This is a genomic window from Agrobacterium sp. 10MFCol1.1 (assembly GCF_000381165.1).
Lineage (GTDB): Bacteria > Pseudomonadota > Alphaproteobacteria > Rhizobiales > Rhizobiaceae > Agrobacterium > Agrobacterium tumefaciens.
This window is the reverse complement of the sequence record NZ_KB906076.1, coordinates 262,004-276,827: the sequence shown is the minus strand read 5'-3', so window position 1 is coordinate 276,827 and position 14,824 is coordinate 262,004. Positions and strand designations below refer to the sequence as shown.

Annotated in this window: 12 protein-coding genes; 7 read left to right on the top strand and 5 right to left on the bottom strand. The window is 56.8% G+C overall.

The genetic code is table 11. The features are described from left to right. Positions 1 to 12: 12 nt before the first annotated feature. Positions 13 to 936 (bottom strand): sugar phosphate isomerase/epimerase, encoded by a 924-nt coding sequence (locus tag F617_RS0114730; protein ID WP_026330870.1) that lies wholly within the window; start codon positions 934 to 936, stop codon positions 13 to 15. A 133-nt stretch (positions 937 to 1,069) separates the two neighbouring features. On the opposite strand from F617_RS0114730, the gene F617_RS0114725 reads away from it, so the two are divergent. The 4 genes from F617_RS0114725 to F617_RS0114710 all read left to right on the top strand — a co-directional run bounded on the left by F617_RS0114725 (position 1,070) and on the right by F617_RS0114710 (position 5,286). After that, positions 1,070 to 2,083: a LacI family DNA-binding transcriptional regulator gene (locus F617_RS0114725; RefSeq protein WP_019565831.1), complete on the top strand. Its 1,014-nt coding sequence runs from the start codon at positions 1,070 to 1,072 to the stop codon at positions 2,081 to 2,083. Between the two features lie 379 nt (positions 2,084 to 2,462). Continuing rightward, on the top strand, positions 2,463 to 3,482 hold the full coding sequence (locus F617_RS0114720) for an ABC transporter substrate-binding protein (protein ID WP_019565830.1): 1,020 nt from the start codon (positions 2,463 to 2,465) through the stop codon (positions 3,480 to 3,482). 35 nt (positions 3,483 to 3,517) lie between these two features. Next, the gene (locus F617_RS0114715; RefSeq protein ID WP_034502209.1) at positions 3,518 to 4,528 is read left to right on the top strand and encodes an iron ABC transporter permease; all 1,011 of its coding nucleotides are present in this window, start codon (positions 3,518 to 3,520) and stop codon (positions 4,526 to 4,528) included. After that, entirely contained in the window at positions 4,525 to 5,286 is a 762-nt protein-coding gene (locus F617_RS0114710; protein WP_019565828.1) for an ABC transporter ATP-binding protein, read from the top strand. Before F617_RS0114715 ends, F617_RS0114710 begins: the two co-directional genes overlap by 4 nt. Before the next feature lie 433 nt (positions 5,287 to 5,719). Here the strand turns inward: F617_RS0114710 and F617_RS28875 are convergent, their stop codons facing one another. The 3 genes from F617_RS28875 to F617_RS0114695 all read right to left on the bottom strand — a co-directional run bounded on the left by F617_RS28875 (position 5,720) and on the right by F617_RS0114695 (position 11,039). Then, positions 5,720 to 6,136: an AAA family ATPase gene (locus tag F617_RS28875; RefSeq protein WP_245260805.1), complete on the bottom strand. Its 417-nt coding sequence runs from the start codon at positions 6,134 to 6,136 to the stop codon at positions 5,720 to 5,722. Positions 6,137 to 6,777: 641 nt separating this feature from the next. After that, a complete protein-coding gene (locus F617_RS0114700) occupies positions 6,778 to 9,858 on the bottom strand; it encodes a multidrug efflux RND transporter permease subunit (protein WP_019565826.1) in 3,081 nt (1,026 codons plus the stop codon). Between the two features lie 14 nt (positions 9,859 to 9,872). Next, complete coding sequence (locus F617_RS0114695; RefSeq protein ID WP_013637497.1) at positions 9,873 to 11,039, bottom strand: efflux RND transporter periplasmic adaptor subunit; 1,167 nt, start codon at positions 11,037 to 11,039, stop codon at positions 9,873 to 9,875. 344 nt (positions 11,040 to 11,383) lie between these two features. Between F617_RS0114695 and F617_RS28870 the strand changes: the two genes are divergently transcribed. The 3 genes from F617_RS28870 (at position 11,384) to F617_RS0114680 (ending at position 14,148) form a co-directional block, all read left to right on the top strand. Then, on the top strand, positions 11,384 to 11,992 hold the full coding sequence (locus F617_RS28870; RefSeq protein ID WP_245260804.1) for a response regulator transcription factor: 609 nt from the start codon (positions 11,384 to 11,386) through the stop codon (positions 11,990 to 11,992). Next, a complete protein-coding gene (locus tag F617_RS0114685; RefSeq protein ID WP_019565821.1) occupies positions 11,967 to 13,505 on the top strand; it encodes an MFS transporter in 1,539 nt (512 codons plus the stop codon). The genes F617_RS28870 and F617_RS0114685 overlap by 26 nt, the downstream gene beginning before the upstream one ends. 67 nt (positions 13,506 to 13,572) lie before the next feature. Continuing rightward, on the top strand, positions 13,573 to 14,148 hold the full coding sequence (locus tag F617_RS0114680) for a cytochrome b (protein ID WP_019565820.1): 576 nt from the start codon (positions 13,573 to 13,575) through the stop codon (positions 14,146 to 14,148). Positions 14,149 to 14,255: 107 nt separating this feature from the next. Here F617_RS0114680 and F617_RS0114675 read toward each other — a convergent pair whose 3' ends face one another. Further along, positions 14,256 to 14,798: a GNAT family N-acetyltransferase gene (locus tag F617_RS0114675; RefSeq protein WP_013637492.1), complete on the bottom strand. Its 543-nt coding sequence runs from the start codon at positions 14,796 to 14,798 to the stop codon at positions 14,256 to 14,258. Positions 14,799 to 14,824 lie beyond the last annotated feature (26 nt).

Below are 14,824 nucleotides of genomic sequence, written 5' to 3'. Positions count from 1 at the left end.
TATCCCGGATTGTTAGAAGCCAGCCGACTTGAGATAGTCACGGCTGAGTTTTACGTCGGCGAGGCTACCGCCCGCGTTGCGCGGATCACGCTCCTGCTCAACGGTGATAAAGCCTTCATAACCAAGCTCATCAAGAAGGGCGCGAATGGCGGGATAATCGATACAACCCTTGCCAATGGGACACATGACCCCCTGCGCGCAGGCTTCAAAGAAGCGAATGTGCTCGCCCATCACGCGTCCGAAGACGGCCCTGTCGATGTCCTTGAAGTGGATGTAGTCGAGACGGTCGGCGTATTTGCGCAGGGTTTGGACAGGGTCCATGCCGGCATACCAGGTATGGCCAGTGTCGAGGCAGAAACCGGCGACCTCCTTTGGTATGTCAATGGCGAGACGGGCAATCTCGTCCTCGAATTCGATGTAACCGCCGGCATGCGGATGAATGGTGGCGCGAACGCCATATTTCTCGCGGGCAAGAGCGGATATCGCCCTGATATTATCCATCATGCCGTTCCATGCCGCGTCATCGAGGCGGGGTGCCCTGTCGGAATGACCCGCCGCATAATCGCGTTCGTCGTGTCCCCAATCCATCACCGTCAGATAAGGTGCGGGAAATCGCTGGCCCGACGCCTTCGGCGGCGTCGGCAGACGGGTGATCAGAGCGCAAATCTCGTCCGTCTGGCGCAGCAGGCTATCGCGGTTTTCCTCAGCGACAAGATCATTGAAGATCGTTCCGGCGACGATATAGAGCCCTCGACTTGTCAGAGCCTGAGAAACCATGTCGATGTCCAGCGGAACATAACCATAGGGGCCAAGCTCCACTCCCCCATATCCGGCCGCCTTGACTTCATCGAATACCATTTCCCACGGCGGTAGGTTTGGATTGCGCACGTCATCGACGCCCCAGCAGCACGGTGCTGTGGTGACTGTTATACCCATAATATTCTGGTCCTTCCCTGGTGTCGCTCACTTGGTGGGCGACCCTCCCTGACGCAGAGATTTAGCTGGAGATCTCCGATTTACAAAGTTGGAATTTGATGGGATTCAATCAGAAAACCGGGCGGAGAGGTAAATGACTGCACGCAAGATAAGCATTTCGGATGTTGCAAAGGCAGCCGGAGTCTCGACCGCGACGGTGGATCGGGTTCTCAACAACCGTGGCGGCGTGCGTACCGACAAAGAAGACCGCATTTTGGCCACTGCACGGGCGCTCGGTATTGACCGGGCCCTAGATCGTACCCCTTCACGCGCGCTACGTGTCGCGGTCCTTATCCAACCGCCAGTCAACCCGTTTCACGCGTCTTTGCGCGAGGGTATCGATCTTGCATCGCGAATGTACGCAACACTGAACGTGCAATTCTTCGTCCATCACATCGATCCACGAAAGCCGGCGGCGATCGCCGCAGCCGTCCGCGATTGTCGCTCCTATGATGGCCTCGTCATCACCAGCCCTGACGATATCAGGGTTCGAGAAGCCGTAGCATTCCTTTCGCGCAATGTCCCGGTGGTTACTCTGGCGACCGACCTCGCAGATTGCGGGCGTGCCGCCTATGTGGGGCCGAACGACAGGCAGGCCGGTCGGGTGGCTGGCGACCTGATGGGCCTTTTCCTCGGACGGCAAGGCGGCCGCGTCGTCGTGGTTGCCGGCTCACGCGATATCACTGGCCATCGCGAACGGGAAGCCGGGTTTCGCGACATCATGACCGAGCGTTATCCTGAATGCAGTCTGGCCGTGGTTCTGGAGACCGGAGAAAATCAGGAGGAAGCAGGCCGTGTCGTAGAGATTGCATTTCGGGATGACCCGGGATTACGAGGCATATATCATCTGTCCGCGGGTGCTTTGCCGATTGTCAGTGCTCTGCAACGCCTTGGCCGAATCGACAATACGGTGGTCATCACCCACGAACTCACGCCCAATCGACGGATGCTGCTAAAATCCAGAAAGATCAACGCGGTTATCGACCAGAGACCCCTTTTGGAAGCACGCCTGGCAGTTGAGACCATCGCAAAGCTCCTCGGTAGAATGCCTGGAGAAGCGGTCTCTATCTCAACGGACATCCAGATCTTTCTCGCGGAGAATGCCTAGTGTGGTGTATCAGATTTTCCTTGATAAAGCTGGGTATAAGCAGAGCCGCACCGCCTTTGCCGACGACCTCTTGATGGGATCAGAAGAGGCGATCCGTTGTTGCAATTCAGGTTTGATTGAGCTTGAGCCATCAAACCATTCGCCGTCACATGGAACGACATATTCTCGGCGGAAAGGCGTGGGCAATTTGGGCGGGCGGCCGTCGTTGAGCATTTAGGACTTATCTTCTGCCATCCACTTCAAGCATCGCGGGGAGATAGAAGAATAGGAACTTTAGCTCGATCTAACTTGACAATTACCCTCTTGTTTTGCTGCCGCTTTGATGATTTAGACGCCAAGAAAGTGTTGGCAGCCGCAAGGCCACAAGAGGGTATAGAACATGATGAAACTTTTGATCTCCGGGACGATCGTTGGTCTGCTTGGGCTTGCGCCATTGACAGCACAGGCAGCCGCTACAAAGTACCCTCTGACCGTGGAAAATTGCGGTGTGAGCGTGACCTTTACCAAGGCACCTGAGCGTGCTGTTGCCCTTGGCCAGAATAGCGCAGAAATCTTGCTGTTGCTTGGCCTTCAAGACAAAATGGCCGGGACCGCGTTTTGGCCGAACAAGGTTCTTCCACAGGTCGCCGAGGCCAATGCCAAGGTGAAAGTTCTGACGGTCGAATTCCCGACATTCGAGTCGATCCTCGCACAAAACCCTGATTTCGTTGCCGCCGCACTGCCAAGCCTGTTGGGGCCGTCGAGCAAGGTTGCAAAGCGAGACGATTTCGAGAAAGTGGGAGTTCCCACTTATATTTCACCGAGCACCTGCGTAGCTGATGGCACGAAGCATGACAAATTCGGTTACGGCGATCGCTCGCAACTCTGGAACATGGATACTCTGTTTAAAGAGATCGAAGATCTCTCGCAAATCTTCGACGTCGCGGATAAGGGACAGGAAGTTATTGCTGATCTGAAAAATCGCGAAGCAACGCTGCGGGCAGATGCGCCAAAAGACAGGAAGAAGCTGTCCTACGTATTCTGGTTCTCCAGCCCATCACCTTCTGCTGATGCTTATGTCGGTGGCAAGAACAGCGCTTCCGGCTTTATCGCCGACCTTCTCGGCGGAACGAACGCCGTTACAAATGAGGCTGAATCTCCCGCTATCGGCTGGGAAAGCCTCATTGCCTCAAACCCGGACGTCATTGTTGTTACGCAGGTCGATCGTAATCGCTGGGAACTCGACAAAGCCCAAGAAAAGATAAAATTCCTCAATAGCGACCCCGCGACTAGCCAGATGACGGCGGTCAAGAACAAGGCTCTGGTCATCATGCCCGCCCAGGCTATGAACCCCAGCGTTCAAACCGTCTATGGTGCGGAACAAGTGGCACAGCAGTTGAAGGCACTTGGTCTCAAGTGAGCAAAGCCGTCTATTCAGGTAAAGTAAGCAATGCGGTGGTTGGACAAGCGATTTATTTTCTTGTTTGCCTCGCCGCCATCGCTCTTGTCGTTGGTATCAGCGTTGGGGTCGGTGACATGCCGATCCCATTGGCCACGACATATTTGACAATAAGCAACAAGCTCGGCTGGACCTCAGTAGAGATCAATCGCATACATGAGGCCATCATCTGGGAGTATCGCTTGAGCCGTTCGCTCGTTGCTGTATTCTGCGGTGCAGGCTTGGCACTTTGCGGCGCGATCATGCAATCAATCCTTCGCAATCCGTTGGCAGAGCCCTATGTTCTGGGCATTTCCGCCGGGGCCTCGACTGGCGCTGTGGCGGTTGTCATCCTGGGGATAGGAGCTGGCGCAATCTCTCTTTCCGCAGGCGCCTTCATAGGGGCCTTCGGAGCGTTCTTTCTGGTTGCGCTGCTCTCCAACGGCGCACGTGGGGGTGCTGACAGAACGATCCTTGCGGGCGTTGCAGCCTCGCAATTATTTAATGCCGCGACTTCTTATGTCGTGACCACGTCGGGCAATGCGCAACAGGCCAGAGACGTCATGTTCTGGCTACTGGGTAGCTTCGGTAGCGTGCGTTGGCCCGAATTCCAACTAGTTTCGATTGTGGTCAGTATTGGATTGGTTGTGTGCCTGTTTTATTCTCGGGTTTTGGATACTTTTGCATTCGGCGATGAAGCGGCAGCCTCGATGGGCGTCAATGTCGGCCGTATGCGGATCATTCTTTTTGCGCTGACAGCAATCATGACGGCGACCATCGTAAGCATGGTCGGGACGATTGGATTTGTCGGACTGGTTATTCCTCATGCTGCCCGCTTCGTGGTGGGTCCTCTGCATGCTAGGTTACTGCCAGCTTGTGCAGTCTCGGGTGCTATCTTCATGGTTCTTGCTGATATTGCGTCACGCAGTCTGATCCCTCAGCAGGTGCTGCCGATTGGCGTTGTGACCGCACTCGTCGGGGTCCCGTTTTTCTCTGTCATTTTATACAGGCTTCAGCGCGCACCATGAGTTTTATCGCCGACAATGTGGTCTGGAAGATTGGCTCCAAGACGATCCTAGATGGCATTTCCTTCGCTGCCGAACCCGGCAAGATGTTGGGTCTTCTGGGACCCAACGGCTCTGGAAAAACGTCGCTTCTTCGCTTGCTGAGTGGTCTCAAGCAACCTCACTCGGGTACGATAACCCTCGACAATATCAACATCTCGAAAATCCGCCGCCGGACAATTGCCCGGAGGGTGGCATTTATCGAGCAACATGCAACGACAAATGCCAATCTGAAGGTTATTGACGTCGTCAAACTCGGCCGCTTCCCCCATCGCTCGATGTTCTCGGGCTGGACCACTGAAGACGACGCCACGGTCACGGCCGCGCTTGAACGGACGCAGATGACGGCAAAGCGCAATGATCCCTGGCAGATCCTCTCGGGCGGGGAAAAGCAGCGGGCCCAGCTCGCGCGGGCGCTTGCGCAATCTCCAAGGGAACTCATTCTGGACGAGCCAACAAACCATCTCGATGTGCACCATCAGATCAGCCTTCTGCGTCTTGTCTCCGAGCTGCCAGTCACAAGTATCATTGCGCTTCATGACCTCAATCATGCCGCTATGTTCTGCGACCGGTTGCTTGTACTTCAGTCCGGCAAGATCGTGGCATCCGGTACACCTGAAGACGTTCTAACGAGCGAGTTGTTGCGAGACGTATTTTCTGTTGAAGCCGTCGTCGAACCGTCACCTTATCACTTGCGACCGCATATTCACTTCGCTCGATAATTTGGTGCCGCTCCAGCAGTTCTTAGCCTGCGCAGCTTGATTTTCGCGGCTCCAACTACTCTGGAAGCAAGACCTACTATTCATCTGCTCAATAAAATGGCTCTCTTCGCCTTGAAGGGAGTTGAACCTGAGGCCCAATTTCGTAGCCGTTGAATTTTCACGGATGCTCGCGTGTCTAGAGCCAGAGCGAATGATCGAGCGCTATCGCCACAATGCCGAGATTGGTACAGCGGATAGGCGTTCTCCAAATGGAACCACCTTGTGGTGATCGTAAAGGACCATGCCTGATACAAAGCGCTCGCCGCAAGCGTCGGCCAAAATTCGCAATCCAGAAAAATCGGAATTCTTGACGGATGCTGCCGCTTTTATCTCGATACCGACAATCTGCCCTCGTCTGTCTTCGATGACGATATCGACTCCATTCTGTTGCTTGTCACGAATGCTCTGCCAATATGTGCAGCAAGCGCGGCATTTTCGCAATCTGCTCGATTTGCGCTACATCGCGAACGTCGCATTGAACGATCGCTTGGATGTGATCTGCATACCAGTCCTGTCTGCGGCTCAACGTTTTGCGGCCCAATACCTCGGGATATCCACCGGCAAGGACGGCAGCCATCAAATCGTCGCCGACGATGGGTTCTCCATCCTTAGCTTGATTTTGAAAGGCGTCGCGCAAGAAGCTGCTTCCGGCGGCTCTGATTTCGCTCTGCGCAAGCGGAAGCAGTCGAACGACCTCCATTCCGCCTGCGAGCGAGTCTGCCACCCTTGGCAGCGTCATGAGATTAGCTGAACCAGTCAGAAGGAAACGTCCCGGACGCTGGTCGGTATTTACACTTTCCTTGATTGCCAACAACAGCTCGGTGGCGCGTTGAACTTCATCGATGACCGTTTGAAACTATGGTGATGACTAATTGAAAGTCAGTATGTGACCATTTGAAATCAACGTGGCTACTGATTGGAACGAGAGATCAAAAGTAGGTGGCATGACGCAAGCAAGAGCTTCCGCAGGCGCCGCCTCTCGCTGATTGATCACCAGAACTGATTCAGCTGAAACGCGCCGGGGGACCTGATCAAGAGGGAAGCGAAAGCAAATTCGTGTATCCTCTGATCACAACACAGCATTCTACAAATGAGAGGGAATGCAAACGCGCTGATAAGGACACGAACGCGACCCTCCGCTTTTATTATACCAAATCAATGGTTTACAGGTATTTTATTACTTGTATCGCTCGTGGAGCCCGCGCCGCTTCTGTTCCGTCACTAGCTGCTGACCGAGATGGCTTAGCGCGCACATTGGAATATTTGATCTGACAATCGCTTCGACCGCGATCAACCTGTCCGGTTCGCTTCTTATCGGCGAAGGGGACGATGGGAGCGAAGGACGGCGAGCGTGTCGGCTGCGTAAGCAGGAGGCCAGAACAGCGCCAATGCTTAAGGCGCAATATCCGATTGTACGCAGAGAGTGTCTAGGACTTCTCACGCAAACTCTTTTCAGCGGCGCTTCAACGACGCCACCAGCACGTAGAAAACAGGGACGAACATCACGGCGAGGACAGTTGCGGAAATCATACCGCCGAAAAGACCAGTTCCAATGGCATTTTGTGTTTCGGAACTTGCGCCTTTCGCGATGACGAGCGGCACGATGCCGAGCGTGAACGCGAGCGAGGTCATGACGATGGGCCGGAGTCGAAGCCGGGATGCCTCGATGACGGCGTCGATCAGCGATTGTCCATCTTGCTGTCTCTTTCGCGCAAACTCCACGATTAGCACCGCATTTTTTGCAGACAGGCCGATGAGCGTGATGAGACCGACTTTGAAGAACACGTCGTTTTCCAACCCTCGCAGATGGACGGCGATGACTGCACCGAGAATGCCGAGAGGCACGACCATCATGACGGACAGCGGGACCGTCCAGCTTTCGTAAAGCGCGGCGAGGACCAGGAAAACGATGAGGAACGAAAAGGCCATCAATATCGGCGCCTGCGCGCCCGACTGACGCTCCTGCAGCGACTGACCGGTCCATTCGACGGCGAAACCCTTGGGCAGCTTTGCCGCGAGCCGTTCCATTTCCTCCATCGCCTTACCGCTGGAGACGCCCGATGCGGCGGAGCCGGAGATGCTGGTGGAAGGGTAGCCATTATAGCGGGTGAACTGCAGCGGCATTGTCGACCATTCCGGTGTGACGATTTCCGAAAGGCGGACCATTTTGCCGGCATCGTTGCGGACATGAAGATTGAGCACGTCATCCACCTGCATGCGGCTTGAAGCCTTTGCCTGGACTATCACCTGCTGAAGGCGTCCATCATGCGGAAAATCGTTCACATAGGTCGAGCCGACGGCACCACCTAGCGTATCGGCAATGGTCGAGTAGGATACGCCGAGTACGCTCGCTTTCTGCCGATCGATGTTCAACGTGACGCTCGGGCCACGCGGAAGCCCATCAACGCGAACATCGCGCACAAGCTTGCTCTCACCCGCAAGCTGGGTGAGTTGGACAGCAGCTTTGGCAAGCGCTTCTGCACCGTGGTTGGAACGGTCCTGCAACCGCAATGCAAAGCCCGATGTCGTCCCAAGTTCATCGATTGCCGGTGGCTTGAGGCTGAAAATCTGTCCCTCCTTTGCCTTGGCCATCGCGACGGTCGCGGCGTTCACTTCTTCATCCACGCTTGTCTCTCGCGCACCCCATTCCTTCAGTGTGGTGAAAGACATGGCAGTGTTCGGTCCCGAGCCAGAAAAGCCGAAACCCGTGATGGTCAAATTATTGGCGATGTCCGGCCGGGTCTTCACGTGGTCTTCGAACAGATCGACGACAGCGCGGGTCCGCTCCGCCGTGGAATCCGCCGGTAATGTGTAGGATGTCATGAACGAGCCCTGGTCTTCATCCGGTACAAAGGCCGTCGACACCTTGGCGTAACCGTAGCCGACCGCAGCGATGATCGCGAGGTAGACCACCATGGTCCGCCCCGTCTTGCGCAGGAGGATTGCAACCCAGCCGGCGTAGCGCTCGGTCAGGCGTTCAAAGGCACGGTTAAACCAGCCGAAAAAGCCCTTTTTCTGATCATGATCGTGGCTGACCGGTTTCAGAAGGGTCGCACAGAGCGCGGGCGTCAGACTGAGCGCCAGGAAGGCTGAGAATAGAATTGAAACGGCCATCGAGACGGTGAACTGCCGATAGATCGCGCCAACCGAACCGGAGGCCATGCCCATTGGCAGGAAAACGGCCGTCAGAACAAGCGTGATGCCGATGACGGCACCGGATATTTCCGTCATCGCCTTGCGGGTCGCTTCAAGAGGCGAAAGTCCTTCTGTAGCCATCAGACGCTCGACGTTTTCCACGACGACGATGGCGTCGTCGACAATGATGCCGATTGCGAGAACCATGCCGAACATCGTCAGCGCGTTGATTGAATAACCGATCGCCAGCATGACCGCGAATGTGCCGAGAAGGGCGATAGGCGCGACGATGGCCGGAATGAGCGTGTAACGCAGATTTTGCAGGAACAGCAGCATGATCAGGAACACCAGGACCATGGCTTCCGCGAGCGTCTGAACCACCTTCTGGATGGAAACCTTAACGAATGGTGCCGTATCATAGGAAATGGCGTATTCCATCCCCTGCGGCATGGTAGTGGCAAGCTCCGCCAGACGCTCGCGTACGCCATTGGACGTGCTTACCGCGTTGGCGCCCGGCGTCATCTGAATGGCTGCCGCCGTTGCAGGTTTGCCACCGTCCAGGATGGAGAAGCTTGAGCTCTGGGAGCCCACTTCGATTGTCGAGACGTCGCCCAATGTCAGCCTGGAACCATCGGGATTGGAACGCAGGATGATCTGCGCAAATTGTTCCGGGGTCTGCAACTGGCCGCTCACATTCAGCGGTACGGTGACCTTCTGGCCCGGTACAGTTGGAGATTCACCGAGACGCCCTGGGGCAACCGGGACGTTCTGCTGCTGGATCGCCTGGGTCGCCTCAGCCATGGAGATGGAATGGGCCACGAGGCGGACGGGGTCGAGCCAGATGCGCATCGCCGCTTCCGAGCCGAATGACTGCACCCTGCCGACACCGCTAACGCGCTTTAGCTCGGGCGCAATATTGCGCACGAGATAATCGTCAAGGGCGAGCGCGTCGAGCGACCCGTCTTTCGATTTCAACGAAACGATCATCAAAAAACCGGACGATGCCGATTCCACGGTCAAGCCCGCGCGGCGAACCTGTTCCGGCAGGCGCGGCTCCACGGCCTTCAGCCTGTTCTGCACATCCACCTGGGCAAGCTCGGGATTGGTGCCCGGCTTGAAGGTGACCGTGATGTTTGCGGAACCGGAAGAGTCGGCCGACGAGTCGAAATAAAGGATATTCTTGGCGCTCGAAAGTTCGCGCTCGATCAGGCTGGTAACGCTGTCATTGATCGTCTTCGGCGTCGCACCAGTATAGGTGGCGTAGATCGAGACGCTGGGCGGCGCGATGACCGGAAAGCGCGAAACGGGAAGCTGGGGAATGGAGATGACACCTGCAATTACGATCAGGATTGCGATGACCCAGGCGAAAACCGGCCTGTTAATGAAAAACTGCGGCATGATCTGTCCGCTCCTTAGCTTTTTGTCTGTGGCGCGGCGGCGGAAAAGGGCAATGTCTCCAGCGGCTGCCCGTTTTCGACGCGATCCTGCCCCAGGACGACAACCGTCTCTCCAGCGGCAAGTCCTGATGTGACGATGTACTGACCGTCCGTTATCGGCCCCAACTCCACGGTTCGTCGGACACCGGTCTTGTCTTGTCCAATGACGATGATCTGGGGGCGACCGGCCGGATCTCGTGTAATGGCTTCCTGCGGCACGCGGATTGCCTCGCTATAGATGGCGCGTGGTACCATGGCGCGGATATACATGCCCGGAAGCAATTGCTCCTCCGGGTTGCTGACGAGGATGCGAATACCGAGGCTTCCCGTGGCGCTATCGACGGAAATATCCGAAAACAGGATCTTTCCGTCATGGGCAAAGGGTTTACCGGCAATCGTCGTGATCTTGACCGGCAGTTCGTCCGGATTCTGCGATCCTGCCTCCGCCGCCGTGTCGCGCAGCGCTTCGAGGCTCATTGCCGATTGGCGAACGTCCACATAGACCTGATCGATCTGCTGAATGACGGCGAGCGGTGTCGTCGCAGAAGCCGAGGCAAGCCCCCCTTCGCTCATGAAGGACTGGCCAATGAGGCCGCCAATGGGGCTCCGCAACGTGGCGTAGGAGAGCTCCAGCTTTCGCCGCGCCAGAATGGCCCTGGCTTCCGCCACATTTGCCTTTGCCTGCGCCAGAGCGGCCGTTGCATTGTTGAAGGACTCTGTGCTGGTGATCTCGCGTGACGACAGGGATTTCGCGCGCTCATATTTGACCTGCGCATTGAGGAGCTCTGCCTCAGTGCGAGCAAGCACGGCGGTTGCCGCGTCCACATCGGCGGCGAATGGTGCAGGGTCGATCTCGAAAAGTGGCGTGTCGGCTTTGACGAACGCCCCTTCGGTAAAGAGCTTCTTCTGGATGATGCCGCCCACCTGCGCCCGGATTTCCGCTGTTCGATAAGCTGATACCCTGCCCGGCAGCTCGTCATAAACGGTCACAGTCTCCGGCTTTACAGTCAGGACGCTGACGCGTGAAGGCGCCGCCACTTCGGGAGCGCTGCCTTCGCCCTGGCCGCTGTCGCTGCACGAACACAGAAGAATGATCGGCAGGCACAATGCGCCGAGTTTCCAGAAGCGTGATCCGCGTTGCATGTGTGTCCACCATTGAATTCTTGAAAAATCTCTTTGATGGCGGCCATGTAAGGTCTGAGCGTGGTGGCTTTGTGCAGGATTTGTTGAGGCTTCGTGGAGGCGGCGGTCTCAAACTCGACGGCGCCATCGTTCGGTGGCATGGAGGTGTCAAGGAGTGTGACGACGATGGCTGAACTAGTATTGATCGCTGAAGACGACATGGAAATTGCCGGCATACTCGAGGCCTAATTTGTCCGCGAGGGTTTCCGCACGGCGCATGCCCGCGACGGCAAGGTAGCCCTTGAACTCCACCGCTCGCTGAAACCCGATACCGTTCCTGGCTGACGTCACCATGCCGCCGCAGGATGGGTGGGTGGGAGGTTCTGGCGGAAATACAAAGACGCGGCTATACCCCCGTCATCATGGTCACCGCGCTCGACGAGGATGTCGACCGCCGTCAGGGGCTGCGCATCGGCGCCGACGATCACATCGTCAAACCGTTCCACCCCATCGAGGTCGTGACACGGGCGAAGGCGGTCCTCAGGAGTGCCGGGCTCGCTCAGGCGGGAGCCGTCGTCCGCGTCGGCAATCCGACCATCGATCTCGACGGCTACCAGGCAAAGATCGACAATGACGGCGAGACTATCCGCTTGTCGCTCACCTTGACCAAGTTCCGCCTGCTGACACATCTGGCGCGAGCGCCCCCACGGCGGCAAGATGCGATATGCGCCATCCGCCAAAGGCGGCGCGATGTTCGAGATATCGCTCGGTCAGCCGGTCTCCTGACCATTCTTACGCCGCGTGACCGAAGGACGTCGTCTCCACGCTTTCTCCACAATGCCTCCATGAAACGACAAGGGGCCCCCAATACGGTCCAGGATGCGGAAGTGGCAGCGGGTCCAGCCCGTTGTCAGCCTTGCGCGATCAAGTATTCTGATGGTGAAAACAATGACGGTGTCTGTCGACCCGAATAACGTCACGCCACCCTCCCCGCTGCGCGCGCGTCGGTGGTTCACTCTCATTGCGGTCATGCTGGCATTTACGCCCGTTGTGATCGACATGACGATCCTTCATATCGCCGTGCCATCGCTGACACTGGCGCTGCGGGCCTCGACCACGCAGGTGCTCTGGATCATCGACATCTATTCGCTCCTGATGGCCGGGTTGCTGGTACCCATGGGAACCCTTGCCGACAGGATCGGCCACAGGAAAATGCTGCTGACCGGCTTGTTCGTTTTCGGCGTTGCCTCCCTCGTGGCTGCGTTTTCGGTGACGCCTTGGATGTTGATCGCTGGGCGTGTCCTACTTGCCTTCGGTGCGTCGATGATCCTGCCTTGCGTTCTCGGCATTATCAGGCGCACTTTCGAAGACCCGGGTGAGCGCGCGATGGCGCTCGGTCTCTGGGGCACGGTCGGAGCCGCCGGTGCCGCAGTCGGTCCACTGGTCGGCGGCGCGCTTCTCGAGCATTTGTGGTGGGGATCCGTCTTCCTGATCAATATTCCCGTCGTGCTCGTCATCATGCCGATCATCGCTTTCATCCTGCCTAAAAAGGAAATGGTTTCTCCTGGCAAGTGGCAGATAAGCCAGGCTCTTTTGCTGATCGTCGGTCTTATAGGACTGGTCTATGCCGTCAAAATCGGTTTCGGTGGCAAGGAGCCCTTCGTAATCGTCGTACTCGCTCTTCTCATCGGCGCGACGGCTCTGACGATTTTCGTTCGCTCCCAGCTTTCCGTCTCGCAGCCAATGCTTGACGTAACTCTCTTTTCCCGCCCTGCGATCGTGACGGGTGTGGCGATGTCGATCGTCACGTCGGGGGCGTTGGCAGGTGTCGAACTAACCATTGCCCAGGAGATGCAGTTTGTTCTCGACAAGTCCCCGCTGCAGGCGGGCCTCTTCATGCTGCCCATCATGATTGCTGCCGCCGTCGGCGGTCCTTTCGCCGGTTTCCTGTCGAACCGGCTCGGGCTTCGCACGGTCGCTAGCGCATCCCTGTTGGTTGCCTCTCTGTGCCTTCTCGGGCTGGCGCGAATGGATTTCCATGACCCCGGCTTCATCGTGCCAGCATGCCTAATGCTGCTCGGACTATCGCTCAGCATCGGCCTCACTGCTTCATCGATCGCCATCATGGGAGCCGTGGAGGCTGAGAAGGCAGGGGCTGCCGGTTCGCTCGAGGCAACCGGTTACGAGCTGGGCGCCGGCCTCGGCATCACCTTCTTCGGCGTGGCGCTGTCGGCAATCTACATGGGTGCACTGGTTCTCCCGGCAGGGGTTCCGACAGAGCTCGCAGATGCCGCACGCCATTCGATCGGAGATACCTACGTTCTGGCAGGCAAGCTGCCCGGAAGCGTCGCTGCGGCACTGGTAACCGCCGGCAAGAGTGCCTTTTCGCAAGCGCATGCGGTTCTGTTGACAGCAGCGGGCACGACGATCGGCCTGCTTTCGGCAGCCGTATTCCTTGCCCTCAAAAACGTCAAGGCGGGCCATTGAGCCCGTCTTTCTCATTCGGCAGCGCCAATCTGGCGAGATGACCATTCCCATCTAGGAGACCATTGTGATGTCAGCCATAAACACAGACAATCTCAAGGCCGTTAAATATCCCCTTCCGATCCGCTGTCTTCACTGGATAAGAGCCGCTCTTATCATCGGGCTAATTGCATCGGGCTGGTATATGACGCGCCTGCCGGAAAGCGATATGACAACCGCTTCGATCTTCTATCCCAACCACAAGCAGTTCGGCATTCTCGTCTGGCTGCTTGCGCTTGTCCACCTTGCACTTCGCTCGCGTTACGCAACGAGCCTGCCCTCAGCGCCCTCGGCGCTTGCGCGGTGGGAGAGAACCCTCTCACATGCAGTCCACAAGCTTCTCATTCTCCTCACGCTCCTCGTTCCGCTGCTCGGCTATTCGCTCTCTAGCAGTTTTTCGCAGAGTGACGGTGTGCCATTTTTCTTCATTCCGCATCTGCCGGAACTGCTTCCCAAGAACGACAATGCTTTTTCCGTCTTCCAAACGTTGCACAGGTACGGCGCCTACGCCATTCTGGTGCTGATCGGACTTCACGTGCTGGGAGCGCTGAAACACCGGCTGATGGACAAGGGCGGTCCGACCGATGTTCTTCCCCGCATGGTTTGATTCGGGTCAGGAGCCGATCACAAGACGAGACATTGGCCAAACGGCGTCGGCAATCACCGGTAAATTGGATTATTGGCTCATCTCACCGACAAATTTGCTGATTAGGGTCAGCGTCCTGCACAGGCCATGTTTTTCTCGAATCTGAACATGCCACCGTCATTTGGATCAGTTTCGTCCGTATCGTGCGGGTCAGGATGCCGCGAATTGTAATATTCGACGATCTTGAACCCGCACTTATTGACGTAGAAGTGAATGTTGCGCTTTTCGAAATAGGGCGTGTGCGTCGTCCATATGCGTGTTTCAGGATACCGTCGCTCTATTTCTTTCCACGCTTTCTGGCCGACGCCACGACCATGCTCATCTGGTTCCACATAAAAGAAGGCGAGCTCATTTTCATGCGTCTTGTCGTCTATCGTGACGATGGCACCTCCCACCCACTTGCCGTCGGCGAGAACGCGAATAACGACAGAGCCGGGAGCCTGAAATGCGCCTTCAATGTCCTCGTCAGCCGGGATCTTCTCGCCCATCGACCCCATTTCCTCGGCGACGGAAAGCATGAAAGCGCGCTGCAAGGCCTTCTTGAAATCGGGCAAATCCGCCCCTTGCGCTATATCCAGCGTCAAATCGACCGAATTTCCATGTTTGCTCATTGAACTCTCTCTTTCACTAGGACGGC